Raw genomic sequence first — 25421 nt, 5'->3', positions numbered from 1 at the left:
TGCCATTTCTCGCTCAAACGTTCGAGCGCCTGCTGCGTACGTCCCGGCTCCGCCTACCCTCGTACGCATGGCCTCCCGCACGACGCCCGTCCCCCGCCCTCGGCTGCGCCCGAGCGGGCGGACCGTTGTCGTGGGCACGGTGACGCGCGGGACGACCAATCCCAACCGGCTGCGCCGCATGGACCGCTGGATCGCGGCCACCCACGGCGCCGAGCTGCGCCGCGCCGCCGATCCGGTCGCCGTCGACCTCGGCTACGGCGCGGCCCCCTGGACGGCCGTGGAGCTGCTGCTGCGGCTGCGCGCCACGGCTCCGCGCACACGCGTGGTCGGCATCGAGATCGAACCGGCCCGGGTCGCGGCGGCGAAGCCGTACGAGCGGGCGGGGCTGGACTTCCGGCACGGCGGGTTCGAGGTGCCGGTCCCCCAGCGCCCGCACCTGATCCGCGCGGCGAACGTGCTGCGCCAGTACGACGAGGCCGAGGTCGCCGGCGTCTGGGAGCGGCTGTGCGCCCGGCTGGCCCCGGCCGACCCGGCCACCGGAGCGCGCGGCGGGCTGCTGGTCGAGGGCACCTGCGACGAGATCGGCCGCCGGCACGTCTGGGTCGCCCTCGGCCCCGAGGGCCCGCGCACGGTCACCTTCGCCACCCGCCTGGGTTCCCTCGACCGCCCCTCGGACCTCGCCGAACGCCTGCCGAAGGCCCTGATCCACCGCAACGTCCCCGGCGAGCCGGTGCACGCCTTCCTCCGCGACTTCGACCGCGCCTGGTCCGCCGCCGCGCCGTACGCCTCCTACGGCGCCCGCCAGCGCTGGATCCGCGCGGTGCGGGACCTCACGGCGGACTGGCCGGTGACGGACGGCCCGGCACGCTGGAGGCAGGGCGAAGTGACGGTGCGCTGGGGCGCGTTGGCGCCGCGCGGCTGATCCGCGCCGCGTCGGCCGGGCAACGGCCCGGAACGATCGCCCCGACTCGTTCGTCACAGAGCCCGGGGGCCGGACGCGCCGGGCCGGGCCGCGCGGACCGAGTCACGGCCTCTGTCGTTTTGCGCCACGACATGGCACGATCCCTCAGGCGAGCCGCAAGTTACTGACGGTAAATCAGTTGGGGGCAGGGGTATGGCAAGGGGCAGGCGTGGCTTGATCTCGGTGGCCGTGACCGTCGTCTGCGCGGTCACCGTACTGGCGGCACCCGGTACGGCGTTCGCCGCCGCCGGCGCACCCCAGCCGGCCCCGGACCCCACACCGTCCGTCTCCGCTGCCCCGACTGCCGGATCCGACAAGGAACTCGAGGCGGTCCGGGAGGAGCTCGACCGGCTCTACCGCGAGGCGGCGTCGGCCACCGACGCGTACAACGCCGCCGAGGAGAAGGCGAAGGAGCAGTCGGCGCAGCTCGTCGCGCTGGCGAAGAAGATCGCCGAGGGCAAGGAGAAGCTGGCCGGCCTGAAGGACCGCGCGGGCGCCGCGGCCCGCGCCCAGTACCGCTCGGGCGGCCTCCCGCCGGAGGCCCGTCTCGTACTCAGCGACGATCCCGGCGAGTTCCTCGACGGCACCGGCCGCGTCCTCCAGGGCGAGCGCGCCACCCAGCACCTGATCGAGGAAACCAAGCGCACCCAGCAGGACTTGGAGCAGTACTCCGCGGACGCCTCCGCCCAGTGGAAGAAGCTGGAGGCCAACCGCAAGGCCAAGGCCGCGGCGCGGAAGAAGGTCGAGAAGCAGATCGCGGCGGCCGAGAAGCTCGAGTCGGAGCTGGAGAAGGAGGAGAAGGAGCGGCTGGCCGAACTCGAGCGCGAGGCCGCGCGCAAGGCGCAGAACGACTGGCTGGACACCGGCGTCCTCGACGGCGCCGACGGCGAGGCCACCACCGCGGGCGAGCAGGCCGTGAAGTACGCCACGGCACAGATCGGCAAGCCGTACGAATGGGGCGCCGAGGGCCCCGACTCCTACGACTGCTCCGGCCTGACCTCCCAGGCCTGGGCCAGCGCCGGCCACGTCATCCCCCGCACCTCCCAGGAGCAGTGGAAGCAGCTCCGGCGCGTCGACGTCACCGACATGCGCCCCGGCGACCTCGTCATCTACTTCGACGACGCCAGCCACGTCGGCATGTACATCGGCGACGGCACCATCGTCCACGCCCCCCGCCCCGGCCGGGACATCACCCTCGCAGGCGCCGGTTCGATGCCGATCCTGGGGGTCGTCCGCCCGGACGCGGGCTGAACCCTCCGGGCGCCGCCCAGTTGGTGACCTGGGCCACGTGACCCACCCCACGCCCGCGGGGATTCCAAACCCGGCGCCGGAGTGACGTTCGTCATCCCGGCAGGTCGGGTGCCCTGTCCAACTGCGGTACGGAACGCGGCATATGACAGTGGCCCGCGGCCGGCCGGCGTGCCCCACGCCATTCCGCTGCGGCGCCGTCACCCGCTATGGTCCCCGTCGGTGGGTCGAGGTCCCTCGCCCCGCCGTGCCCTCGGGGGGAGGGAAGGAACCCAAGACAATGCCCGTACCCGTACCGCGGCAGAGAGCGATCCCGGCCGTGGAGAGTGGTCAGGCGCCCGCCGCGTCCACCGGCGGCCCCTCCGGAGACTCCGGCACCGGGGCCCCGCGCAAGGAAGACACGGCCCAGAACAGCTCCGACAACACCGCCACCACCAACCACACCAACCTGACCCTGCTGCTGATCGAGGACGACCCCGGCGGCTCGCCGATCGTGCCCGACCTGCTCGACCAGGCAGGCAAGCCCATCCGCGTGCGCACCGCCCGCAACCTCACCGAGGCCGAGCGGCTGCTCACCGACGACGTCCACTGCATCCTGCTGGACCTCGCGCTGCCGGCCCCCGGCCGGGCGGGCGAGGCGGACGACGACGAGCTGGCCGTGCTCCGCCATGTGCTGGAGCTGGCGCCCCGGCACGCCGTCCTCGCCCTCACCGGCTCCGGTGACGCCGAGCGCGGCGCCGAGGCGGTCCGCGTCGGCGCGCAGGACTATCTGTTCCGCGAGGAGCTGGACGGCCGGCTGCTGGGCCGCGCCATCCAGTACGCCGTCGAGCGCAAGCGCTCCGAGACGGCCGAGCGCCGGCTCGCCGAGGGCCGCCTGCGCGCGCAGGAGAACCGGCGCCTGGAGCGCGGTCTGCTGCCTACGCCGCTGCTGGAGGGCTCCTCGCTGCGGTTCGCCGCGCGCTACCAGCCCGGCCGCTCCCGCGCGCTGCTCGGCGGTGACTTCTACGACGTCGTACGCACCCCCGACGGCACCGTCCACGCCATGATCGGCGACGTCTGCGGGCACGGCCCCGACGAGGCCGCGCTCGGTGTGGAGCTGCGTATCGCCTGGCGGGCGCTGACGCTCGCCGGGCTGTGCGGGGACCAGCTGCTGAACACCCTCCAGCAGGTGCTGGAGCACGAGCGGTCCGACGACGAGATCTTCGCGACCCTCTGCACGGTGGACATCGCGCCCGACGGGCGCCGCGCGGGCCTGTGCCTGGCCGGCCATCCGGCCCCGCTGATAGCCCGCCCCGGCCGCGCGCCGCGCCTGCTGCCGTACGACAACAACGGCCCCGCCCTCGGCCTGCTGCCGGGCGCCCGCTGGCCGCGGATGCAGGTGGAGCTGGGCGCCGAGTGGAGCCTGATGCTCTACACCGACGGCCTGATCGAGGGCCGCGTCGGTGACGGCGGAGAGCGGCTCGGTCAGGACGGCATGGTGGAAATGATCAGCCGCCAGCTGGCCTCCGGCCTGACCGGCGAGGAACTGCTGGGCGCCGCGGTGAACGAGGTCCGCGAACTGAACGGCGGCGAGCTGACGGACGACGTGGCGGTGCTGTTGCTGGACCGGGTGCCGTAGGCCTCCGGCGACGGGGTCGGCTGCCGCCGGGCGGGTGCCGTAGGTCACCCGGCGCGGCAGCGGCGACCTTCGATCCCGGGTGGGTCGGCTGCCGCCGGGCGGATGCCGTAGGCAGCCGGGGCGCGCTCAGCGCCCCCCGTTGTACGGCCCGTACGGCCCGTCGCTGCTGGAGCCGCGGTGGCTGCGACCGCCGCCGGGGAGGCCGCGGAGGGCCGGGCGTACGTCGACCATGTAGACGATCGTCGCGATGAGGCCGAGGATCGGGAGGAACGACAGGATGCCGAAGATCATGCTGACCAAGAAGGCCAGGCCGAGGATGATCAGCCAGAACGGCTTGGTCTGCTTGTCGGCCGCGCGGTAGGCGTCCTCGCGGCGCGTGGCGGCGTCGATCAGCGCGAAGCCGCTGAAAAGGATCAGGGCCAGGTTCAGCAGCCACAGGAACCCAGCGAAACCCTGCATCAGCACAACGTCCACCACCCGACTCGGCTCGTCCTTACGCGGTCACCGTACCCGCAACCGGCTCCCGCCTACCCGAACAACGGTCCGGGCACCCCCTGAGTGCCCGGCCGTCCTCCGGACGCCGTCACTTCGCGGGCGGCGCGGTCTTCTTCGCGGTGTTCTTGCGGGCGGCGGGGGCCTTCCTGGCCGCCGGCGTCTTCTTCTCGGCCGCCGTCTCGGCGGGCTCGTCCTCGACCGCGACCGGCTCGGTCTTCGGCTCGGTCTTCGGCTCGGGGTCGGGCTCGACGGCCACGGCCACGTCCTCGATGGCCTCGGCGGCCTCGCCGCGCCAGGTCTTCACGGCCTGCTCGCCGTGCTCGGCGACCTTCTCGTAGGTCTCCCGGGCCCTCACGGCGTACTCGGCGGCGACGCCGACCCCGCGCAGGGCGAGGTCCTGGGCGGTCTCGCCGATCTTCTTCAGGTCGACCTTCTTCAGATCGGCCTCGAGGGCCCCGAACAGTTCGGTGACCTTGGCCTGGATGGTCTCCTGGGTCTCCTTGACGCGCGCGGTGGCCTTCTCCTGGACGGCCTTCGGGTCGGTGTTGCGGACCGCCTCGATCCTGGCCGGGGCCTCCCGGCGCAGCTGCTCCACCAGCTCCGGCACCTTCTTGGCCTGCTGGAGGGCGAGATCGGCGGTACCGGCGGCGAAGTAGAGCGGAGTGGGGTCGCTAAAAGTCTTGCGCAGGTCGTCGGTGATGGCCATGGTGAGGGTCCTCCGGTTCGATGTCGATCACTGCTGATCGCTGCCGATCGTTATCGGCTGAGGGTGGGCGGTCCGTGGCCGCCGGCCGGTCTTTCCCTGGTCCGGTCAACCGGCCGTCTGCCGCGGACCGGCTTCGCTCGTGTCGGGCGGGGTCTCCACCCCGCGCATCTCCTCCGCGTGCACGTCCTCCCCGTGACCGTTCTCCTTGCGGAACGAGTCGTAGACCTGGAGCAGCACCTGCTTCTGCCGCTCGTTCAGCGTGGGATCGGCGAGGATGACCGCCCGGGTCTCGACCTCGTCCCGGTCCCGCTCGGCGTCGAGGATGCCGGCGCGCACGTACAGCGTCTCCGCGGAGATGCGCAGCGCCTTGGCGACCTGCTGGAGCACCTCCGCGCTCGGCTTGCGCAGCCCGCGCTCGATCTGACTCAGATACGGATTGGACACCCCGGCCGCCTCGGCAAGCTGCCGCAGCGACAGCTGCGCGTTACGCCGCTGCTCGCGCAGGTACTCCCCGAGATTGCCGACATTGAGCGATGCCATACGTCCACCATGCCCCACCCCCGCTAACAATTGCAAGCACCCCGCTTGCAAAAGTGCTCCACCCGCCCGCGAGGAGGTGTGACTGAGCACGATAGGTGTCGCATTTGCAGGACAACTGTCGTGCGGTCTCACCGCCGGTCAGGGTCCGCAAGCGAGCATGGGTGCAGGGCTCCACTCCGAGTGGAGCCCTGCACTTGACGTTAGCCTTTCCTGGTCAGAGCTGAATGGTCTCTGCGGGGCGCCCACGGCCAGCGTCACCGCTGAATCCCGCGGCGACCAGCCGACGCTCCGGAAGTCGGCACCCGAGCGGATTGCACGCTGGCGATCGTTTGTCGACGGACTCGCCCTTCAGGGGTAGGAAGCTCGCTCATCACCTCGGCATACCCCTCGGGCTGGCCCAGCCTCCCGCCACTGCTGCGAACCACCTCGACCACCTGCGGCAGTACGCGGTGCAGCGCCACGGCTCTATTGACCTTCTGCAGGACGAAGTCCGACGCCTCTTCGAACTTCGGGCTGCCGCCCCGACAGGTCCGGTCACCCGTAACCGAGCCGCTCCCGCCAGGCCGGGGACAGCCGGGGGCGCAGGAAAACCACCCCCTGTTGGGTGCCGACGGCGAGGTCGAGGACGGGGCTCGCGGGGAGGGCGGTGAGGGAGGTGACGAGCGCCGGCAGGGGCGCCGACCACACCTTCTCGCCACTTGGCAGATGGCACAGTGCCACGCCCTGTTCGTCGCTCACCGCGACCAGGGTGTCGCCAGCCGGGGCCCGCCCAGTCCACAGCAACCGGCAGGCCGGTACGCTCAGCTGACGTGGGGCGTCAGGGGTGGCGGAATCCCAGACGGTGACCGGGGCCGCATGCGCGTCGTCACAGGCCGCAGGGTCTAAGAAGAGCAGGACGGCGCCTCCGTCGGACAACTCGGTCCAGCGCAGGAAGACGTCGACTGCGGAGATCATCCGGTGGCCGATGTCCGAACGGGGTTCGGCCACCGGCCGACTTGGCTGGACCTGGTACCGGCTGTCCGTCGACAGATCGATGACTTCCGTCGTGCCGTCCCGTCCCTGCTGGGCCACCCACCGCGTCCCGGTTTTGGTGTGATGCGGCAGGAGGCGGAAGACGTCGCCGAGGAGTTCCAGCGGCGTGCCCCTGCGGGGCGTGCCCGTTGAGACGTCCCACAGTTGGCCGTCTGTGGCACCGGTCCGCGGTGCCTCATCTTCGGCTGAGCGGTTGGATCGGCCTGCCACGCTGCTTTCCCAGCGCAAGAGCGGGCGGGTGCCCGTCAGCAGCACGGTGGTTCCTGCCAGGGTGGTGAAGGCGGCCGAGCAGACCCAGTCGTTGCTCGGATCGACCGGCCAGGGAAGGTTGGTCCACTCAGGAGTCGAGTGCGGAGCGTCGAGGAGTTTCATCCGGCCGCGGATTGCGTCCAGGCCCAGCAGTCGGGTGTGCGGATGGCTTGACGTTGGTGGCAGGAGGTGAGCCTGGACCCCGAGGTCGGCCTCCCCTTCCAACCAGGTCAGGTTCGTGTGCTCGGCGAGTCCGCCCAAGGCGATGCGGTGCCAAACTGCCTGAGAGTACGGCACGGATACGGACCACCCGGGCAGGTCGGAGTAGGCACGCGGCTTCACTTGGCCCTGGTAGTCCCAGAGCAGGAGCTGTAGCGAACCGTCCGGGTCCACCGCGCGCTTTTGTTCGGAAACCGAGTCGATGAATAGCTCCTCGACCAGGTCGAACGTGGTGCCGGGGGCTGGCTCAGGGGCGGGGGCAACGCGCCGGACCATGCGACCGGAGACGGCCATGACGCCGGTGGAGTCCTCGGGCCAAGCGATGAGTGAGTCGATCTCCGGAGCAGACAGCTCCTGCGGGGCGGACCGAGGGGCGCCCGCCCTGGCGTGGTCGGCCCACCGCCACAGTCGTGCCGTCCCGTCGTTGCCCACCGCCAGGATGTCGGGTCCTGGTTCACCGGGAGCGGGCAGCAGTCGGAGGGCGCAGATTGCACTCTCGTGCCCCCACAGCGGCGAACCCACAGCGTCTGCGGTCGTGCAGCTGACCACGTAGACCTGGCTTCCGTAACTGGCCGTCGCGGCGAACAGCCCGTCTCGCAGTAGCACGGGTGCCAGCAAACTTGCATGGTCGGCGTCCTTGTCCCGGGCCGCGACGCGTTGCGCGGGGCCGTCGAGACGCGCGATGAGCAGATCGTTGTGATCCTGCGTCACGAAGACGGGGTCGTCCCCGCTGCCCAGGGCGAAGCCGCTCTCCTGCCAGACGAAACCGTCGAAAGGCAAGGCCACCATCCGCCCTGATCCCGTCTCGATCAGCGTTACCCGGGTGCGCGGCTCGCGCACCGCGGCGACAGTGCCCCGGCCGCCATGGATGCGATCGGCCAGCAAGGGGCGGACACAGTCGTGGAGCAGGACGTTGACGTCTCCCTCCGCGTCGAGGGGGTGCAGGGTGACACGACCGCGCACCCCGTCGCACAGGAGGAGCCGGACGCGGCCGTCCGCGTCGTGGGCGAGGCAGGCGGATGCCTCGGGCATGTCAAAGTCGTTCTTCGGGGGTGTCTCGCAGGCCACCTGGATCAGCGGCTCCAGCAGGGGCAGCGTGCACACGCGGACCTGCTCGGCGTCCCCGCACACGACCACGGACGTGCCGTCGTCGCGGAACCCCGCGTCGAACAGCAGCGTTGCTCCACTGGGGGCGGTGTGGAGCAGCGTCTGGTCGGCGATGTCCCAGATTCGGATGTCTCCCTTGACGTCGAGGGTCACTGCCTGCGCCAGGCCCGCACCGTCAATGAGCAGAGCGAGCCCCGCGACGCTGGCGGGATGCGGCAGCAGGGTCGACTGCGACGGGTCGTCGAGCCGCCACACGTGCACGTGTGAGGCCGACGGAGGCGCCGCAAGCACGACGTGGCCACCGTCCGGCAGAACCAGGCCTTCGATCTGCCACCCCATGTTGACCGAGCGGATCGCATAGGCGTCCCCGTCATGCCGGCCCACCACGCGATGCGGGGTGATCTCCCGTGGCTCCACCCACACGCGCTCCAGCACAGCCGACAGGTTCTGGGCCTGCCCGGACAGCGCGTGCTCCCCGTGTGCCCCCGCCACGAAAGCCAGCAGCGCCGGCTTGTCGACTTGGGCGGAGTCAGTGTTGGCGACGAGGTAGGCGTAGCGCTCGACAGCGAGGGCGAGCGTGGGACGGCGCAGTGCTCGCCGCACCGCCGGCAGCAGCGTCGCCAGGTCAGCGTGAACGACGAACGAGGCGTCCTCGATGAGATCGTCCAGTTCTCCCGAAGCAGCGGCGTGCGTCGACAGGTGGGTGCGGACATACGGATGTGCATGCGACCAGTCCCGGTCGGGCACGAGCTCCAGCAGGGTCGCCACGAAGCATTCCTGAAGATCGGCCAGATCCCGGTGCTTGAGCGCCCGCCACTTGAGATGGTCCGTCAGTTCCTGGTGGTACAGCCGGAAGTACTTCGTGCCGTCCACTTCGGCGTGCGCCAGATAGGAGCCGTCCTCGTCCAGCAGCAGGTCGACGTCCGCCTGGACGAGAGGGATGCCCGAGAGCCGCGTCGCCACCCGCACCCAGAGCCGGCGCGGCAGGCCGTTGCCCTCTCCGAAGGCCAGCACGGTGAGCAGGGCCATGGTCTTGGCGTACCGCTCCTGAGGCAGCCGCAGGAGATACGCCTCGAAGGCGCCTCCCACGTCCGAGGGCAGTTGCTCCGCCCAGCCCGGCGCGGCGGTGTCGACGACCGGGCCGCGCAGCAGCGCGCTCGCCGTCATCCGGGCGACCAGGAGACACCTCCCGGCCCGGCGGGCCACCTCGCGGGCGACCTGGCGGCCCACGTCCGGCCGGTGTTCGTACGGTGCCTCCCTGTCGCAGAGGATCTTCGCCACGTACTCGGCCGGCTCCGTATCCTGGGCGTACTCGCCGCCGTCGAGGTCGATCACCGGTACGTGGCCGCCGAGGTGGGGCAACAGCTCGCGACGTGAGCCGACCACGAGCCGGACGCAGGTCACCGCCGCGAGCGGGCGCAGCAGTTCCCACGCGATGCGGCGGGCCTCGGCCTTGTCACCCGCCGAGCCTGCCTCGTCGAGCGAGTCGACGACGATCCGGAAGGGGTGTTCCCGGTCCGAGAGGGCGGTGAACAGGGCTACAGGCGTGCCCGCCCGGACGTCCGCCGCGGCAGCGATGCGCTGCACCAGGGCCTCCAGCGTCTGGTGGTGCGCGTTGACGGAGGCGTCGACAAAGCCCTCCAGTACCAGCCGGCCCAGGACCGCGGACTTGCCCGAGCCGGGGTCGGCGGTGACGACCAGGGGCCGCCCCTGCCCGTCGCCCTCCAAATGGGCGCGTGCTGCCCGCAGGGCCCGCTCACGTCCGGTGAAGTACGAACCGGGGTCGTGTACATGCTCCACACCACGGCCGCGCGGCTCAAAGTGCGAGGAGAGGTCGGAGGCGTCGGAGACCGTGCGCCCGTCGCCCGTAACCTCGGCGAGCGGGTCGAAGGAGGGGTTTACGAAGAAGGGGGGTCGCTCGGACTGGTCGACGGACGAGCACGCGGCTCGCTGGGCCAGCCCCTCCGCCGTGAGGGACCGGTTGACCCGCTCGGCGAGCGTGCTCGGCGCCAGGTACCGCTGTGACGGCCCATCACCCTGCTGGCTTGCCTTGGTCAGTTCGGTCACGAAGGCGCCGTCGACCGCCAGATCGCGATGCCGGGCGGAGGCCAGCAGCCAGGTGCCCGCACCGAATCCGTCCCCGCGTCCCCGGCCAGCCACGATGGTGTCGGTGACGGTGCCGATCTCCGCCGTGGCCGCCGCCGCGTGACAGGCGTCCACCACGAACAGGACGTTGCGGACCGGTGATGTGGCAAGGATCTCGGCCAGGTTGGGCAGTGACAGCCACGAGCGTGGTCGCCCCGGCTCACTGTCAGCGCAGGCCAGACGGTACTGGCCAGCCGGAGAGCGGTCCCCGTGCCCGGCGTAGTACACGACCACGACGTCGTCAGCGGTCAGTCCGGGGGTGCGGCACCAGTCGGCCAGGGCGTTCTCGAACGACTCGCAGTCCGGGTCGTAGGAGACGGCCGTCAGGACACGCTCGTAGCCCATCGACACGAACAGATCGGTAGCCCGGTCGACGTCCTCGTGGGCCAGGGGGAGTTCGGGGGCTTCCCGGTAGTGGCGGGTGCCCGCCGCGACGAGGTACCGCATCAGACCGCCTCGGCCGCCGGCAGCAGACCCTTCAAGACGGCCCGCCCGGTCTCGACGGCGGTCAGGTACCGCGTGGCGTCGTGCATGTGGCTGCCGTTGTTCACTACGACATCCTGCACACCGTCGCCGAAGGCCGGGCCGAGTTCGCGTACGACGGCGACGATGTCGGTGTCGTCGGCTATGTTGGTCCACGCCCGTACCGGCTTCGGCCACACCGCCCGGCGGTTCTCGGGCGCCGGTTCGAGCCGGTCGAGGACCAGAGCGCGCATGCCGAGTGGCGATCCCAGGGTGACGAGCATGTGGATGTCCCAGTCGCCGTTGCGCCGCGGGTCGCAGAGCGTCTCGTAGGCGATAACCGACCCGAGTGAATGGGCCACGACGACCCGTGTCTTTGGAGTGATCCGCGCAGCCAGCCGGTCCTGCGCCGCACGCCGGATCTCCTCGTCACCGAAGTAGCCGGTCATCTGCTTGAGACTGCCGATCAACGCGCGGTCGAGGACCCCGCGCAGGTACCGGGCGCCCGTGAGGGCGTCCAGGGCTGCTCGTACGGCGTTGAGCCGGAGGGACCGGGAGGTGGTCCAGCCCACGGGGCCCCGCGTACCGGTGGCTGCCGGATCAGGGACCGCGGGGTCGGTGCGCGCCGCCTCGGCCCACCACTCCATCAGGAGGGCGAACTCCGCGTCGTTGTCGACATCACCTTCGTCGTAAGGGAGTTCGGCCCCCGCGCGGGTGCCGCGTGGCCGGAACAGGTCACCGTAGAAGGCCACCCCCACGTCTTCGGACGAAGGCACCGGTCCGCCCGCCAGGCGTGTGCCGCCCTGGAGTTCGGGAACGACGTCCCGTGCCAAGGAGTCCTCGCTCAAGTACTGCTTGCCGACGCCGTGCACGAAGACGACCTTGCTCAATGGCCCTCCCAGAGTGAGTGAACAAGATTACGCGGGGACGGTGAGCTCGGCAGCTCGAAGCCGAGGGCGCCCGCCGCCTCGACGGGTGCCCGGGCCGCGTCCAACGGTGAGCCATCGCGAGATCGCGCACCGCCGCTCCCGGTCCTCGACGTAGGGGAGACGGCTGGGCCCGGCCCTCGTGAGAAGCGGGGTCCGGCCGGTGCTTGGACTCATGCGGACAGCGCGGCCAGAGGTGCGTTAACGGGCGGCACGCCAGCCCGCGAAGTTCGACACCCCCCCCTTGCGTGGGGACAGCGTTGCGGGGCTGCGTACGGACATCTTGCACGTACGAGCCGGTGGGGTCATGCCGCTGACGCGGTCCGGAGGCTTTCCACGATCTGGGACGGCAGGATGGCCCGCGCCGGAGCGCTGTCGGCAGAGGCAAGGTAAGCGAGGAGCCTTGTCGGCTGCTCCGGCCGACCAAGAGGGACCGGTTCAACGCGGCGCCATCCCCGGGCAGACGCCGCCTTGATGGCGGTTAGATAGGTGTTCTCATTCATGCGCCCCAGGGTCCGGGCGCGCATGAGCAGAGCGGCCAGGGACACCTGCCACTGCCGTTTGAGCGCGAAGAGGGCTGGCCAGTCGACAGTGGTCGGCAATTGATCGTGGATGTCTTCGGCGGGCATAAGGAAGGCCGCCGCGAACTGGTGGGCCTGGGTCTCGACCTCCTTCACGCCCCAGATCTGCTCGCCGTGCAGCACTAGATGTGCGAGTTCGTGTGCGCTGTCAAAGCGGGATCGGGCTCGGTCGTCCTTGTCTGTGCCCAGGACGACAACCGGGTGGTCAGGAAAGGGCAAGGAGAAGGCGTCGACATCCGTGTTGTCGAGGGGGAGACGGATCACCGCGACACCACGCGCCTCAAGAAGGCCAACGACGTCGGAGACTGGTCCGGAAGGCAATCCCCACATCTTCCGTACCTGAGCCGCAACCTCTTCGACCTCCTCCCGTTCCGCCTGCAGTCCGCTCACGGGGAGCATCGGCACGTCGCCGGCGCAGAACCGCTGCGCGGATGAGGCATGGACGGCCAGGTCGTGAGCCACGTGAGCGATGGCCCGCGCACGGCGGCGGTCGGACACCGAGGTCCGGCGCAGCGACCGGAAGAAGCCCTCGTGGCTTTCGATCATCGCTTCGTGAAAGAACTCCTGGGGCACCCCGAGGACCGAGGCCAGGACACTGCTCGTATCCGGGCTGGGTCGTGCCGCGCCGCTCTCAAACTGGCTGATTGCGGCAGGAGTGAGCCCGCTCGCGCGGGCGAGCTGCGTCTGGCTCAACCCTGCCAGTTCGCGGGCGGTCCGCAGCCGAGAGCGCTCGAACGCCTGCGTGCTCATCTTTCCCCTTGCCTGGCCTGCCTGACTTTGATCTCCACATCTTGGCGGAACACAGAAACCACGCCCGCTCCAGGGTGCGTGGCCAACACAAACCTTACGACTTCCGCGCGGAAACACGCACGGAAACACATGCCGTGATAATAAGTACTCTCGATAGTGGAGATCCGGCTGCGGCAGGCGGAGCTTCCTCGAACCCATGGCGCGGGGGCGGTTGAAGTGACGGAGCGTTTCCAGATTCTGGCCCTCGACGGCGGTGGCTTCCGCGGCATGTTCTCCGCTGCGGTCCTAGCGCGCCTCGAAGAGGATCTCGGTGTTCGCATCGCCGACCACTTCGACCTGATCGCTGGCACCTCGACAGGCGGAATCATCGCGCTGGGCCTCGGACTCGGGCTGTCCCCGCAGCAGATCCTGGAGTTCTACACCGAGCATGGGCCGCGCATCTTCCGGGACCGTAGCCGCCTGCGGGGCCTGAAGCACCTGATCCGCGCGAAGTACAGCGCGGAGCCGCTGCGCGCGGCCCTCACCGAAGTCTTCGGCGAACGGACCTTCGGAGAGAGCACCAAACGCCTGGTCATCACTTCCTACAACGTCGCCGCCGACGACGTCTACCTCTTCCGGACCCCGCATCTGCCTGGCCTCAAGCGCGACTGGCGCGAGAAGGCCGTCAACGTCGCGCTGGCCACCTCCGCCGCGCCGACCTACCTGCCCGGGATGCCTCTGGACGGAGCACGGCTCGTCGACGGCGGCGTCTGGGCGAACAACCCGGCCATGGTCGCCCTGACCGAAGCGGTGGGCCCGCTGTCCGTGCCTCTCGACACAATCCGGGTGTTCAGCCTCGGGACCACGACCGACGTCCGCCACCGCCACCGCCGTCTCGACGGCGGTGGTCTGCTGCCCTGGGCCCGCGACGCGGTCGAGGTCCTCATGCGGGCGCAGAGCGAGAGCGCGGCCAAACAGGTGCGCCACTTCGTCGGCAAAGACGACGTGCTTCGCCTCAACCCGACAGTCCCCACCGGCGCCCTAGCTCTGGACGACGTAGACACCACAACGCTCTCGGGATGGGCCGGACATGTCAGCCGCGACGCCTCCCCGGCCGTCCACCGCACTTTCTGCGATCACCTCGCGCCGGCTTTCGTCCCCCTTCACTCTGCTCGTAAGGAATGACGTGAACGCGTACCACCAGACGCAGGACAACACCGACTCGGCCGAACAGATGCTTTCCATGCTGCTCGACGGCGCCGTGGAAGTCCTCGACATCGCCCCCGACCTCCACGACACCGCCATCGAGCGGTACGGAGAAGTAGGAACCTGGCTCGCCGAGAACGGAAGCCCCGGATGGGAGATCCACTCCCAGGGCTCCTTTCTCCTCGGCACCGTGGTCCGCCCCAACACCGAGAGCGGCGAGTACGACATCGACCTCGTCTGTCGACTCCCTCTGCAGCGGGACAGCACGACGAAAGAGGAACTCAAGCTGCGAGTCGGTGACCAACTGGTCGCCTACCGGCGCTGGAAGCAGGGCCAAGGCCACACCGACGGCCCCGAAAGCCTCGAAGCCCGCCGCCGCTGCTGGACCCTCGGGTACCCCGGCTTCCACCTCGACGTCCTGCCCGCCATCCCCGATGAGGAACACCCGCCCACCGGAATCCTCCTGACGGACAAGAAGCTCCACAAATGGCAGCACAGCAACCCCCTCGGCTACGCAGACTGGTTCCGCGCCCGCTCGGAACTCTCCCCCGCCCTCCTCGAAAAGCGGCTCGTCGCCAGCGTCGCGAAGGTCCCCGAACACCACATCCGCAGCACCCTGCAGCGACTCGTACAGATCCTCAAGTGGCACTGCATGCTCTTCTTCGCAGAGGACACCGACAACCGACCGCCGTCCATCCTCCTGACCACGCTCGCCGGCCGCGCCTACCGCGGCGAGGACGACCTGTTCACCGCCGTGCGCAACGTACTCGCCGCCATGCCTCGATTCATCGAGGACCGCGACGGTCAATGGTGGGTTCCCAACCCTGCCCACAAGGAGGAAAACTTCACCGACAAGTGGAACGAATACCCTGAGCGGCGTCAGGCCTTCCTCACCTGGTTCGGCGAGATCAGCACGATCATGGACAATCTGGCACTGACGGAGTCCAAGGGCCTGGACGTGGTCTACTCCCAGTTGATCAAGTCCTTTGAGGCTGGTCCCGTGATGCGCTCCTTCGCGAGCTACGGCGCCCGCATGAAAGCACCCACCGGCCAGCGAATGAGCACCACCGGGCTGCTCTCCGAGACCGCCACAGGCCCCCGCAGGAAGCCGAACACCAACTATGGTCAGCATCCCGGCGCGCGCGGTTAACCTCGGCCGCCAGTTGGCCGCGATCAAGGTCGCCGTCCCCGCCACCCGAGGGGCCGTGCGGGGCGGTGAACTTCTCTGCACGCTCCCCCTTCAACCGACCCCCATGAGCAGGAACTACATAGTCCGGATCGCCTACCGCCACCGGCGCAGGCCGCGAGTCACCGTCACCGACCCGCCCCTGGTACTGCATTCGGACGCCACCGCCCTACCGCACGTCTACCCCGACGGCGACCTATGTCTGCATTTGCCCGGGGAGTGGCAGGACCATATGTTCCTCGCGGACACGATCTTGCCGTGGACCTCAGCATGGCTCCTGCACTACGAACTCTGGCTGTCCCTTGGCTACTGGACCGGCACCGGCGACCAACACTCAGTACCGTCACCCGCGAACCGGATCCGATGACAGATTCGCGGCCGTGATCTCTCCCTCCGCCCAGGCGGAAATGCGGGCGACGTGGCTCTACCACTCTCGAATCCCACCACCGGCTCCCGGTCACGGCAGGGGATAGTCAAGGCATGGACCTGGGAAAGCCACAGCCGATGAGCCCTGCGTGGTGCGTCACGAGTTAAGCCATCATGCTGCGCCCCTTCTGCCTATCGGAAGATCCATGACCGCTTGCCTCAGCGAGACCGAGATCCAAGACGGGCGGCGAAGCCAGGTGCTCAGTGCCAGGTCCACCTCCCTCAACCGTTGAACGAGCGGCGCCAACCGACTCCGGGCGTCTCCCGGATCGTGTGCGTCGAGCAGCTTCGTCGCGACATCGAGTGCCGCGCCGGTGGCAAGGCGCCCCGTGGGGGGCGCGGTGTAGGGCTTGGAGGTCTTCTTCTTGCCCGGGGTGTTGAACAGGGGTCCGGCCTGCGCGGCGCGGGATTCGTACTCCGCGTCGAGTGTGACGGCCAGGCAGGGTGTGCTGGCGTACTCACGGGCGACGGGCCAAGACCGGAAGATCATGGCGATCATGGCTCGCAGGTCGGCGAAGTACTGCGGGACAGAGACCGCTGCGCCGGCGCTCATCGCGGTCTCGGGACCGCTCACGCCAAGCAAATCAATAAGACGTCGCTGGACTTGCAAGAGCACGGTCATGCTGGCCGTGTCTGGGGCCGTGGGAGGCGGATCAAGCAGGGTCAGGGCGGCTGCGCAGGCCGTTTCGGACTGCTGTAGCCGTGTCGGACCCGCGATAAGGCGGCACTGCCACGGGTGGAGTGTGTCGTCAGTCAAGCGCGCGACGGCGCTTGCCGAGCGGGCGAACTGAGCGGGTGTTGCGCAGCCGGGGCATTGGTGCTGGAGAAGACATTGGTGCCGGATACAGAGGAATATCACGGGGAGACGCCACAGCCGTCTCCATGCGCCACCGTGGAGATCCTGTATGGCAGTACCGTCCCCGGCGAGGCAGCGCGGGCAGTAGCGCGTGGAGCGGGTCAGGACCCACGGGTTGTCGTAGATCATTCGCGCTGGAGTACGGCGCGGAGTGAGCTCGGGATTCAACGGCCCGTACCTCTCTCCGAGCGGGGCGAGAAGCATGGCGCTCACTTCGGCAAGCGTCAGCTGTGTAGCGCGAGCAAAATCCGTGAGGTGTTCGTCGTCCAAGTGATACAGGACGCTCAGAGGCAGACGGGAGGGCAAGCCGGTACGGGTGGCGATCTCTCCGGGTGTCGTACCCAGCCTGTGGGCGAGTCGAAGTACGAATCCGGTGAGGGTCTCGTCGGCCAGTGGGTCGAGGCTGCGTGGCAGGGGACGCATGATCAACCGTTTCTCGGGCCGCGAAGGTAGATCTCGGGGTTCTCACTGTCCGCCGTCTCCTTTGCGACTCCGAGCACCTGCTGCAGCGCAAGGGACGTGCCGGAGAGGCGTGCAAGGCGCCGGAAGGTGTCCCGGTTCAATGTGAGGGCGGCGTCGTAGAACGGGCGTAGCACTCGCTCTGTCCAGTTCTTGTCGCGGGCTTCGAGCACGGACACAGCGATGCCCAGTACCGCGCCCATGGTCAGGGCAGACTCCAAAGGTGAAAGCAGCGAGTTGATCCCGTACGGGCTCTTCGATCCGCCCCGCCGCGTGCGGCGTCGGCTGTCGCGCATTCGCTGCACCGCTTCCCGTTCGACCGCCTCTGCCAGGGCAGGTGTCGCTGCGAAGCGGTTTGCCTCCGGCCAGGAGGCGAGGATCAACGTGGCCACCACCCGCAAGTCGATAAAGTACTGGGCGACCGGCACGAGTCGGCCGCAACTCCCGACGGTCGGCGGCCCGTTGGTAGCCAGCAGTTCGTCGAGGCGTCCTTGGAGGGTCAGCAGCGCCTTGAGCGAGGCGGCGTCCTCCGGGATACGAGCTGGCCCGACGCGGGAGAGGTCGGCCCCGCAGACCGACAGGCGGGCCCCGCCCGGGCCCGGAGCGGATGGCGATCGGCACTGGGCCGGGTGAAGCTCTTCCGTCCCCGGGCGAGCGATCAGGCCGGCGCGGGCGAACTGACCAGGGGTCCGGCAAGCAGGACAGACCCGATGGAGGAGCTGCTGGTGCCGAACGCAGGCGAAGACCACCGGCAGGCGCCATGACCGTCTCCAGGCACCTCCGTTCAGAGCCTCTTTTGGGCTTCCGTCGCCCGCGAGGCAGGACGGGCAGTACTGGGAGGTCCGTACGAGGATCCATCGATTGGGGTGGTCCAGCTGCCGGGGGCTCGTCCACGGGCTGTATCTCCTGCTCACCAGACCATATCGATGCCCCATGGGGGCGAGCAGTAACTTGCCGGCCTCCGCCACGGTCAGCTGTGCCGCGCGTGCGGCCCGGACAAGGCGCGGTTTGTCCATGTCCACCAATAGCCAGGGCGAGACAATGCCGGGAGATTCTTCCGGGCCGTCCGTCAGGCCTAACCGGACGGCGGCTTGGTCCGGTGTCGTGCCGTTGTGTCGGGCAAGGCGGAGGAGGAAGCCGACGAGGGTTTCGTCGTCGAGCGGATCGAGGCCGCGAGGCAGGGGGCGCATACCGCTACTCATTGGGTCACGCCTCGGCCGCCGGAGGAGTGCCGCGGTCGTCCAAGACCTTGTTGCGTCCCTTCCGGGGTTTCGATCTCCTCGTCTCCGACTTCCGCCCCGGCTCCGGGGAGGTGTCAACGTCGGGGATCTCGCCCGCTTCAGCGTCCCGTACGCCGTCCTTCCCGGGGACGTTGCCCAGGTTGATGGTGACCTCGTCGAGGAGGTCGATGGTCAAGTCCTCCAGGCCGCTCTCCATGGCCTTGGTCAGTCCGTCCTCGATCAGGCGCCGCAGGAGACCGACGATGCCGTGGGTGCGACGGTAGAGGTACTCGGGCATCCGGCCATCGGAGAGCGTGCCGGGGCCGGCGTTGAAGAGTCGGATCTCGTTCTCGATACCGATGAGGTGGTCGATGAAGGCACCGGTGCGCGCGTCGCTGCTGTAGTCGAAGGCGTCGAGGGTGACGATGTCGAAGCGGCGCTCGGTCTGGGTGGAGGCGTCGGGGTTGTAGCTCTTGCCCTTCTTCAGTGAGGCGTACACCCACTGTTTGGTGCGGGGGTCGTGCCAGCCCTCCCTGAGCAGGCCGGACCGGGGGATGTTCACGCCAATCAGGACGAGCGTGACGTCCAGGTCCATCAGGCTGCGGATCAGGTCGAGGGTGTCTTGGTCGTCTTCGCGGTGCATCTTCAGGCGGGTGATGTCGTCGATGATCAGGACTGTGGTGGCATGCGCCTTGATCGATTCGCGGACGTTGCGGATCATGCCGCGCAGGTTTCTGCCGTACGGGGCGCCGTAGTAATCGAGGATCGCCTCGCACAGGCCGATCGGGGTGGCCTTCACCGGGGTCTGGCAGTAGGCAACCGGTGCGATCAGGTCCCGGGTGCCGGGCATTGGGTCGAGGTAGCACTCGGGGTACTGCTCGTACAGGTCGCGCCAGGTGTCCTCGAACTCGGCGGCGGTGCGGCAGGCGGTCTCCGTCTTGCCCTGGTAGCCGCCGCCGTTGATCATCAGCCCGTCCAGGGTGCTCGGACCGATGCGCATCGCGTTGTTCTGGATCCGTGAGCGCATCAGCGTCGTGACCACCTCGCTCATCGGGGTGTCCAGCATCTGCATGTTCACGTGCGTGGCCGCGCGGTGCAGGTCGTACAGCGACTTCTTGCGCGGGCTCATCCGCCGGTACTCGGCCAGGGACATCTTCCTGACCGGCACGAACAGATCCCGTGTCCGGCGGAACTCCTGCCAGCCCTCATGCCGGGTCCGGTCCGGCCTGGGGCCGAAGCGCAGGAACGGCACGAGAGCGTTCGGCCGCTCCGGGCGCAGGTTGCTCATCTCACGTCTCCTCTGTCGGCTGCGGGGCCGGGGCGCCGGGGCCGTCATCGTCGTCGGCGATGACGAAAAGATTGCGGCCACGCCGGCTCGATCCCAGCGGGGCAGGCTCCGCCGGTTGCCGCGAGGACGTGGCTGCCTCCCGCCGCCGACGCCGGTGAGCATCCAGGCTCTCGGTGGCCTCCCGGGCCCGCTCCCGCCAGGGCGGCTCCGCATCCGCTGCGCCGACGGCGGACAGGCGCGGTGGCTCGTCCAGCTTGGCCAGCTGTTTCGGCCGGTCCGCGGCGGCTGCCTTGGCCTGGGTGATCTCGCGTGCGTGCTGAACCCGCTGGGACTTGGTCAGCTGGGACGGCCAGTTCTCGACCGGGTCGACAGCCCCCAGCATCTCCAGGAGGATGGGGACGAGCTCGGCGTCGGAGCGCGGCTTGAGATCTGCTTCCCGTACCCGGGTGAGGAGTTCCTCGACCCGGGCGTCGCCGAACGCCGGCATCTCGCCCTTCGGCGGCAGGCCAGTCCAGCGCAGTTCGTGCCACTCGTGGGTGGCGGGATCCTGGAAGTACACCACCCGCCGGTCGCGGGGTTCGCGGTGGATGACCCACTGCTTCTTGTAGCGGCCGCCACGTGTGGAGTTCCTGTCGGGCGTGTGCAGCAGCTCGGCGTCGTACCAGAGTCCCTTGACCTTGACTCCCCGCCGGTAGATCCGCTTCACATGGTGCTCGGGCAGGAAGCGGTAGTACGTCTCCGGGGACGGGATGTCCAGGTCGAAGCCCTCCTGGGCGAAGGAGGCGGCGAACAGGGTGTTGGGGCTGTGGTTACCGCCCGGATCCCAGCAGGGTGCGAATTCGCCGAGCCTGCGGTTCTGCCAGGCCTTCACGACCCAGGTCGCGATGAATTGCTCCATCTGGGCCATCGTGAGCACCGCGTCGCCTTCCGGGTCGGCGCCACGGTCGGCGACGTCAACTCCCGTGTAGCCGGGCAGCTTCTCGAACACCAGCGAGCGGATACCACCGAAGACGCGCTCCACTGCGGCCTTGTCCTGCGGGCGCAGCACGCGTGCCGGCAGGATCCGGCAACCCATCGCCTCCTGGACGTCCACTAGGTGGTGATTGCGGTAGACCGAACCGTGGTCGGAGGTGACAGTCTCGGGGGTGAAGAACGGCAGCCCGGCCACCTCGTACCCGGCGAACTCCGAGACCATGGCCGCCGGCAGCCCCGGATAGGGCCACTCCATGTCCTCGCCCCACTCCTCCCTCATGGGCAGCGGCAGCATGACATCGCGCAGCACCATCGCGACGTCCACCGAGGAGTCGGACACCAGGGTCAGCCGGAACGCGCAGATGGAGTGGGTGTAGACGTCCAGTGCCAGGGTGAGGTGGACGGTGACCGGGTCGCCGAAGACGTTCTCGCGGACCATTACCGGCAGAATCGTCGTGTCCAGCGCAACAACCTGCCCGGGGCGGGTCACCAGCACATGCCCGTTCTTGGTGGGCAGTTCGGCCGAGCGCTCGTACTTCGGCCGGGCACCACCCGGCCCGAACCACTCCTTCCACACCCGCAGCAGCGTGTGATAGCTGGGGACCTCGATCTTCTTGCCCTGGGGCTTCTCGCCCTTACCGTCCTCCTTCCCCTCCTCCTTCTCGAAGGTCTCCCTCACATAGCGACGGATCATGATCTCGCGAGTCCGCGCGCTCACTCGGGAGCGATGTTGCTGCGTCTCCGCCCTGACCGCGAAGATGGCCTCGCGGACCTCCTCGCTGACGCTCGGGTGTCCCCCGCTCGCCCGCAGCCACCGGTGGTCAGCGCAGCCCACGATCCCGTACTTCCTGCGGCGCTTCTCCCACCGCTCCAGCGTGCGCACCCCGACGGTTGCGACGCCCAGGAGCAGCTTGGCCTCCTCGGGCCGCAGCACCGCCAGCTCAGCGACCTTCGCCGCCCTCCGCTCACCCAGCGTCGTACGGTCCGGGTCGTACTCGGGGCGAGGCTCCCCCGGCTCGGGCCGGAACGGATCACCACTGCGGAAACCGCAGTTGACCTCCATCAGATGTGCGAAACGCTGTTCCATCAAAGGGCGCTTCTCCGGCTTCACATCACTCCACGAAGCCGGCTGCCGCCCTCGGTTGGCGCCTTCCGCCGCCGTACGCGAAGACGGCCGACACTGCGGATGATTGACCAGGAAACGGAAGCTCACCCGCTGGCGCTCGCCGTCCCCGCGGACGAGCTGGACCCGCCCCAGATGCGGCTCCTGCCTCTCGACCAGCCACTCCACCTCGTCGAGCACCACGCCCGCGCCAGGCGAGAGGTCCAGCGCCGCCGCCCCCATCATGAGACGCCTCCTGCCAGCACCACCCGCGACCTGTCCGTCAACGGCTGAGCAAGGTCGAGCCCGAGCCTGCGGTGCCAGAGCAGGTGCAGCAACTGCGCCCGCGCCACCGGCCAGTACATCTGTTCGGCCGCCAACTCCCCAAACGTCACGCCTGCTTCGGCTTGGGCAAGCAGATCGGGCTGCACCCCGAGCACGTCTCGCGTCGGACGACGCTTCCCGTAGAACGCACTGATCGTGGACCGCACATGTGGGCGCCACTCGGCCGCGACCGCATAGTGCCATCCGCAGACAAGCGCCACTTCCTCAGCAGCCGCGAACGACTCCAGGTCCTCCGGTTCGATCAAGTCTCGGGGTCGCACGTCGATCAACCAGGTCCCCGCCCGCGTGACCGCGAAGAAATCCGGCGTGTGGCTGCGCCACTTCTCCGCCGCACGGAACCGGATACGCAGCGGCTGCGCCAGCACCTCGACCAGGTCACCGGCGAAGTCCAGGGCCACGAGCAGCTGGTCCTCTTCGAGGCTCTCGAACCCGTGCAGGCGCTTCGTCGACACCAGTGACTCCAGACCAGGCCTGTGCCGCTGCTCCCGCCGCCAGGTGAACCCCCGCATCGGCCCGCGGCTCGCCACCGGCACCTGCCCCAGGTGTCGGACCGGGCCCGTGATCTCGTCCCCGGCGTACTTCCACGTCGCCGTCCACCGGTCCGGCCAGCCATCGGAGATGTCCAAGCCACTCCGCCCCGCATCTAGCGTGACCGGGACCAGCAGGTCCGTCCACTTACAGCGGTGGGACCACAAGGGGCGCCGGGTATCGCTCATGCTCCCAGGGAAGCCGCACGGCTCCCCTGGGAGGAGCAATCTTCGAAGTTGACGACAACTTGCCAGCAAAGAGCGCGGATCACGTCAGCAACGATGCGAATTCGGCGACAGATGTCGCGCTCAGAGCTTCGCGAAAGGCCAGGTCGGGACTGGAAGATGACGACACCTACCGTGCTCAGTCTCAGGAGGATCGAAGAGCGTGGCGAGCCGGTGGTGCTGGTGCTCTTGGCTGTCAGGACGGCTGGACTTCGTCGAAGAGGGCGAGGGCTGCGGCGGGGTCCGGGCTCACGAGGCGTTCCAGGCCGGCCGTCGTGATCTTCGCCCATCTGCCCGCCCGCGCCCACATCCGCTCCTCGAAGGCGCGGACGGCCTCGTCGAGGTCTGCGGGGCCGGCGGCGATGGACTCGGCGAGTTCAGCGCCTTCCAGCATCGCGAGGTTCGCGCCCGCTCCCAATGGGGGCATCAGATGGGCGGCGTCACCCAGGAGCGTCACACCGAAGACATGGGTCCAGGTGTGGGACACGGGCAGGACGTAGAGGGGGCGGTGGACGAAAGCGGTGCCGTAGCGGAGGAGGTCGAGGACGGGGGAGGCCCAGCCGTCGAACAGAGCCAGCAGGCTCGATCGCACGGCCTCGATGTCGGCCAGGTCCAGGTTCGCGTGCCAGTCCAGTGGCGCACGGAACTGGGCGTACACCTTGACGTGGCCGCCGCTGTTGCGCTGGGCGACGAGAGCTCGGTTCACGCCGTACACCGCAACGGAACCGTCGCCGATCAACCGGGCGAGGTCGGGGTGGCGGGTGTCGACGTCATCGAGGGAGGTCTCGACCGAGGTGACGCCGGTGTAGTGCGGCGTCACCGGCGAGACTGCCGGGCGAGTCCGGGACCAGGCGCCGTCAGCGCCGACCACGAGGTCGAACGTTTCCTGTCGCCCGTCCGCGAAATGGATCAGTACGCCGTCCCGGACCCCCGGCACCACCTGTGTCACGTCCCGTCCCCACTGGACGTCGAGAGGGCCGAGTAGCAGGTCACGGAGTTGCCTGCGGTCGATCTCGGGATTGGCCCGGTCACCTGGACGGGGCCGCCAGTCCCGCAGGACGGTCCCGGCCGTGTCCAGGATGCGCATGGCCTGCCCCTCGGGACGGGACAGCGCCCGGAACTCCGCCCGCAGCCCCGCCTTACCCAGTGCGAGCTGGCCCATCCCTTCGTGCAGGTCCAGCGTTCCGCCCGGGGGGCGGGCGTCGGCGGCGGGATCGCGTTCGAGGACGGTGACGGGGTGGCCATGGCGGTGCAGGACACGGGCGAAGGTGAGGCCGGCGGGACCGCTCCCGACCACGGCGATACGACGTCTCATATCGATATAACGTATTCTTCCAATACGGTGTATCGCAACAGTACGATGTGCCCATGACTGTGTGGGACCGGCCGGAGCCGCCGACTCGCCCCGTGCCGCTCGACCGGGAGCGGATCGTCGCCGCCGCCATCGCGCTGGCCGACGAGGGCGGGTTGGAGGCGGTGTCGTTGCGCAAGGTCGCCGCCCGGCTGAACGCGGGCCCGATGCGACTGTACGGATACATCTCCACCAAGGAGGAGCTGTTCGACCTCATGGTGGACGAGGTCCAGGCCGAGATCCTCCCCGAGGAGCTGCCCGGTGACTGGCGGGAGGCCCTGCGCGTCCTCGCCCACCGCACCAGGCAGGCAGCTCTCCGTCACGAATGGCTGGCCGACCTGCTCGGCCGCCGCCCGGCCCTGGGCCCGAACGGCCTCGCCGTGACCGAGGCCACGCTGGCCGCCCTCGACGGCCTGACCGACATCAACACCGTCATGCGAGCCGTGGAGACGGTCAGCGCCTACTTCACCGGCGCGATCAGGCGCGAGATCACGAACCTGCGGGCCGAGCGCGCCACGGGCCTGTCCAAGCACGACTGGCAGCGCGCCCACGGCCCGCATGTGACAAGGATGCTGGCCACGGGCCGCTTCCCGGCACTGGCCAAGGCCGTGCACGACGGCACGGACGTGGACGCCGAGACATCCTTCGCGACCGGCCTGGACTGGGTCCTCGACGCTGTGGCCGCCAAACTCACCCGGCCGTCGACCTGACGCTCGGCTCCGGCTGAATGCGAGCGAGGTCGGGGTCGGTGCCCACGGGCCGTGCTGTCGCAGCCGTTGTGGCCGTTCTAACGTCAGGCGACCCGGAACTCGTTCGTCTGGAGTTCGCGGGGGCCCGAGCCGGGGTCGATGTGGACGGTCACCCGGTGGGGGCCCTCGTCGAGGCGGCCCAGGCTGACCAGGCCGGTGTCCGGGCAGCCGGGGGCGAGCTGGCCGGAGGTCCACACGGAGGCGACGACGTCGCCGTCGCACTCGACGGTGACCTTGGCCGTGCCGCCGACGTCGCCCACGTTGAGCAGGTCGAAGCTGATCCGGGTGCCGGCGTCGTGGTGGGGAACGGCGTGGCCGTGGGGGTTGTCCGCGGGATCGGGCATCACACCGATGCCGCCGTCCGCCAGCTCGAACTTCGCTGACATGGCAGTTCCCTCCTCGGAATCCAGCATGGCACGGGCCCGCCGGGGCCGCCCGGCGGGCCGGGACACCCACAAAAAAGTGGGTACTTGGCACCGTCGGGCGGCCGT

General features: G+C 69.4%; 19 protein-coding genes and 1 pseudogene. 6 read left to right on the top strand and 14 right to left on the bottom strand.

Features of this window, described 5'->3' with window-relative positions:
• Nucleotides 1-130: 130 nt before the first annotated feature.
• From ACIG0D_RS08360 to ACIG0D_RS08350, 3 genes are all read left to right on the top strand, one after another.
• Nucleotides 131-922, top strand: coding sequence for a class I SAM-dependent methyltransferase (locus tag ACIG0D_RS08360; RefSeq protein WP_365766555.1), 792 nt, complete (start codon nt 131-133; stop codon nt 920-922).
• Nucleotides 923-1114: 192 nt separating this feature from the next.
• Nucleotides 1115-2212 carry an NlpC/P60 family protein gene (locus ACIG0D_RS08355; protein WP_399797239.1) on the top strand — a complete coding sequence of 366 codons (1098 nt, stop codon included), beginning with the start codon at nt 1115-1117 and terminating at the stop codon, nt 2210-2212.
• 277 nt (nt 2213-2489) lie between these two features.
• Nucleotides 2490-3827 (top strand): PP2C family protein-serine/threonine phosphatase, encoded by a 1338-nt coding sequence (locus ACIG0D_RS08350; RefSeq protein WP_399797237.1) that lies wholly within the window; start codon nt 2490-2492, stop codon nt 3825-3827.
• A 126-nt stretch (nt 3828-3953) separates the two neighbouring features.
• Here ACIG0D_RS08350 and ACIG0D_RS08345 read toward each other — a convergent pair whose 3' ends face one another.
• The 6 genes from ACIG0D_RS08345 to ACIG0D_RS08320 all read right to left on the bottom strand — a co-directional run bounded on the left by ACIG0D_RS08345 (nt 3954) and on the right by ACIG0D_RS08320 (nt 13039).
• Complete coding sequence (locus tag ACIG0D_RS08345; protein WP_399797236.1) at nt 3954-4286, bottom strand: DUF2516 family protein; 333 nt, start codon at nt 4284-4286, stop codon at nt 3954-3956.
• A gap of 124 nt (nt 4287-4410) precedes the next feature.
• Complete coding sequence (locus ACIG0D_RS08340; protein ID WP_399797235.1) at nt 4411-5028, bottom strand: hypothetical protein; 618 nt, start codon at nt 5026-5028, stop codon at nt 4411-4413.
• Nucleotides 5029-5133: 105 nt separating this feature from the next.
• Entirely contained in the window at nt 5134-5568 is a 435-nt protein-coding gene (locus tag ACIG0D_RS08335; protein WP_399797234.1) for a helix-turn-helix domain-containing protein, read from the bottom strand.
• 534 nt (nt 5569-6102) lie between these two features.
• Nucleotides 6103-10767 carry a caspase family protein gene (locus ACIG0D_RS08330; protein ID WP_399797233.1) on the bottom strand — a complete coding sequence of 1555 codons (4665 nt, stop codon included), beginning with the start codon at nt 10765-10767 and terminating at the stop codon, nt 6103-6105.
• A complete protein-coding gene (locus ACIG0D_RS08325; protein ID WP_399797232.1) occupies nt 10767-11672 on the bottom strand; it encodes an antibiotic ABC transporter ATP-binding protein in 906 nt (301 codons plus the stop codon). Before ACIG0D_RS08325 ends, ACIG0D_RS08330 begins: the two co-directional genes overlap by 1 nt.
• A gap of 341 nt (nt 11673-12013) precedes the next feature.
• Complete coding sequence (locus tag ACIG0D_RS08320; protein WP_399797231.1) at nt 12014-13039, bottom strand: XRE family transcriptional regulator; 1026 nt, start codon at nt 13037-13039, stop codon at nt 12014-12016.
• Between the two features lie 156 nt (nt 13040-13195).
• Between ACIG0D_RS08320 and ACIG0D_RS08315 the strand changes: the two genes are divergently transcribed.
• Entirely contained in the window at nt 13196-14203 is a 1008-nt protein-coding gene (locus ACIG0D_RS08315; RefSeq protein WP_399797230.1) for a CBASS cGAMP-activated phospholipase, read from the top strand.
• 1 nt (nt 14204) lies between these two features.
• Complete coding sequence (locus ACIG0D_RS08310) at nt 14205-15374, top strand: cyclic GMP-AMP synthase DncV-like nucleotidyltransferase (protein ID WP_399797228.1); 1170 nt, start codon at nt 14205-14207, stop codon at nt 15372-15374.
• 574 nt (nt 15375-15948) lie between these two features.
• Here ACIG0D_RS08310 and ACIG0D_RS08305 read toward each other — a convergent pair.
• From ACIG0D_RS08305 to ACIG0D_RS08275, 7 genes and pseudogenes are all read right to left on the bottom strand, one after another.
• Nucleotides 15949-16458, bottom strand: coding sequence for a hypothetical protein (locus ACIG0D_RS08305; protein WP_399798218.1), 510 nt, complete (start codon nt 16456-16458; stop codon nt 15949-15951).
• Between the two features lie 213 nt (nt 16459-16671).
• A pseudogene (locus tag ACIG0D_RS08300) lies at nt 16672-17115 on the bottom strand (TniQ family protein); the annotation flags it as partial.
• Nucleotides 17116-17117: 2 nt separating this feature from the next.
• The gene (locus ACIG0D_RS08295; protein ID WP_399797227.1) at nt 17118-18341 is read right to left on the bottom strand and encodes a TniQ family protein; all 1224 of its coding nucleotides are present in this window, start codon (nt 18339-18341) and stop codon (nt 17118-17120) included.
• Nucleotides 18342-18357: 16 nt separating this feature from the next.
• A complete protein-coding gene (locus tag ACIG0D_RS08290; RefSeq protein WP_399797225.1) occupies nt 18358-19659 on the bottom strand; it encodes an ATP-binding protein in 1302 nt (433 codons plus the stop codon).
• Between the two features lies 1 nt (nt 19660).
• A complete protein-coding gene (locus tag ACIG0D_RS08285) occupies nt 19661-21979 on the bottom strand; it encodes a transposase (RefSeq protein WP_399797224.1) in 2319 nt (772 codons plus the stop codon).
• On the bottom strand, nt 21976-22704 hold the full coding sequence (locus tag ACIG0D_RS08280) for a TnsA-like heteromeric transposase endonuclease subunit (protein WP_399797222.1): 729 nt from the start codon (nt 22702-22704) through the stop codon (nt 21976-21978). Before ACIG0D_RS08280 ends, ACIG0D_RS08285 begins: the two co-directional genes overlap by 4 nt.
• Nucleotides 22705-23026: 322 nt before the next feature.
• A complete protein-coding gene (locus ACIG0D_RS08275; protein ID WP_399797220.1) occupies nt 23027-24145 on the bottom strand; it encodes an FAD-dependent oxidoreductase in 1119 nt (372 codons plus the stop codon).
• Nucleotides 24146-24198: 53 nt separating this feature from the next.
• On the opposite strand from ACIG0D_RS08275, the gene ACIG0D_RS08270 reads away from it, so the two are divergent.
• Nucleotides 24199-24891: a TetR/AcrR family transcriptional regulator gene (locus tag ACIG0D_RS08270; RefSeq protein ID WP_399797218.1), complete on the top strand. Its 693-nt coding sequence runs from the start codon at nt 24199-24201 to the stop codon at nt 24889-24891.
• An 83-nt stretch (nt 24892-24974) separates the two neighbouring features.
• Here the strand turns inward: ACIG0D_RS08270 and ACIG0D_RS08265 are convergent, their stop codons facing one another.
• Nucleotides 24975-25316, bottom strand: a complete 342-nt coding sequence (locus tag ACIG0D_RS08265; RefSeq protein ID WP_365766543.1) for a hypothetical protein — start codon at nt 25314-25316, stop codon at nt 24975-24977.
• Nucleotides 25317-25421 lie beyond the last annotated feature (105 nt).

This window comes from Streptomyces sp. NPDC052773, from assembly GCF_044547145.1.
Lineage (GTDB): Bacteria > Actinomycetota > Actinomycetes > Streptomycetales > Streptomycetaceae > Streptomyces.
Note: the sequence above shows the minus strand (reverse complement) of the source record. Positions and strands in the feature narration are given on the sequence as shown.

Bases quoted from the DNA above. Each gene is read 5' to 3' on its own strand.
- ACIG0D_RS08355 (WP_399797239.1), top strand. From the start codon at position 1,115: ATGGCAAGGGGCAGGCGTGGCTTGATCTCGGTGGCCGTGACCGTCGTC.
- ACIG0D_RS08350 (WP_399797237.1), top strand. From the start codon at position 2,490: ATGCCCGTACCCGTACCGCGGCAGAGAGCGATCCCGGCCGTGGAGAGT.
- ACIG0D_RS08345 (WP_399797236.1), bottom strand. From the start codon at position 4,286: ATGCAGGGTTTCGCTGGGTTCCTGTGGCTGCTGAACCTGGCCCTGATC.
- ACIG0D_RS08340 (WP_399797235.1), bottom strand. From the start codon at position 5,028: ATGGCCATCACCGACGACCTGCGCAAGACTTTTAGCGACCCCACTCCG.
- ACIG0D_RS08335 (WP_399797234.1), bottom strand. From the start codon at position 5,568: ATGGCATCGCTCAATGTCGGCAATCTCGGGGAGTACCTGCGCGAGCAG.
- ACIG0D_RS08330 (WP_399797233.1), bottom strand. From the start codon at position 10,767: ATGCGGTACCTCGTCGCGGCGGGCACCCGCCACTACCGGGAAGCCCCC.
- ACIG0D_RS08320 (WP_399797231.1), bottom strand. From the start codon at position 13,039: ATGAGCACGCAGGCGTTCGAGCGCTCTCGGCTGCGGACCGCCCGCGAA.
- ACIG0D_RS08305 (WP_399798218.1), bottom strand. From the start codon at position 16,458: ATGACCGTGCTCTTGCAAGTCCAGCGACGTCTTATTGATTTGCTTGGC.
- ACIG0D_RS08295 (WP_399797227.1), bottom strand. From the start codon at position 18,341: ATGCGCCCCCTGCCTCGCGGCCTCGATCCGCTCGACGACGAAACCCTC.
- ACIG0D_RS08290 (WP_399797225.1), bottom strand. From the start codon at position 19,659: ATGAGCAACCTGCGCCCGGAGCGGCCGAACGCTCTCGTGCCGTTCCTG.
- ACIG0D_RS08285 (WP_399797224.1), bottom strand. From the start codon at position 21,979: ATGATGGGGGCGGCGGCGCTGGACCTCTCGCCTGGCGCGGGCGTGGTG.
- ACIG0D_RS08275 (WP_399797220.1), bottom strand. From the start codon at position 24,145: ATGAGACGTCGTATCGCCGTGGTCGGGAGCGGTCCCGCCGGCCTCACC.
- ACIG0D_RS08270 (WP_399797218.1), top strand. From the start codon at position 24,199: ATGACTGTGTGGGACCGGCCGGAGCCGCCGACTCGCCCCGTGCCGCTC.
- ACIG0D_RS08265 (WP_365766543.1), bottom strand. From the start codon at position 25,316: ATGTCAGCGAAGTTCGAGCTGGCGGACGGCGGCATCGGTGTGATGCCC.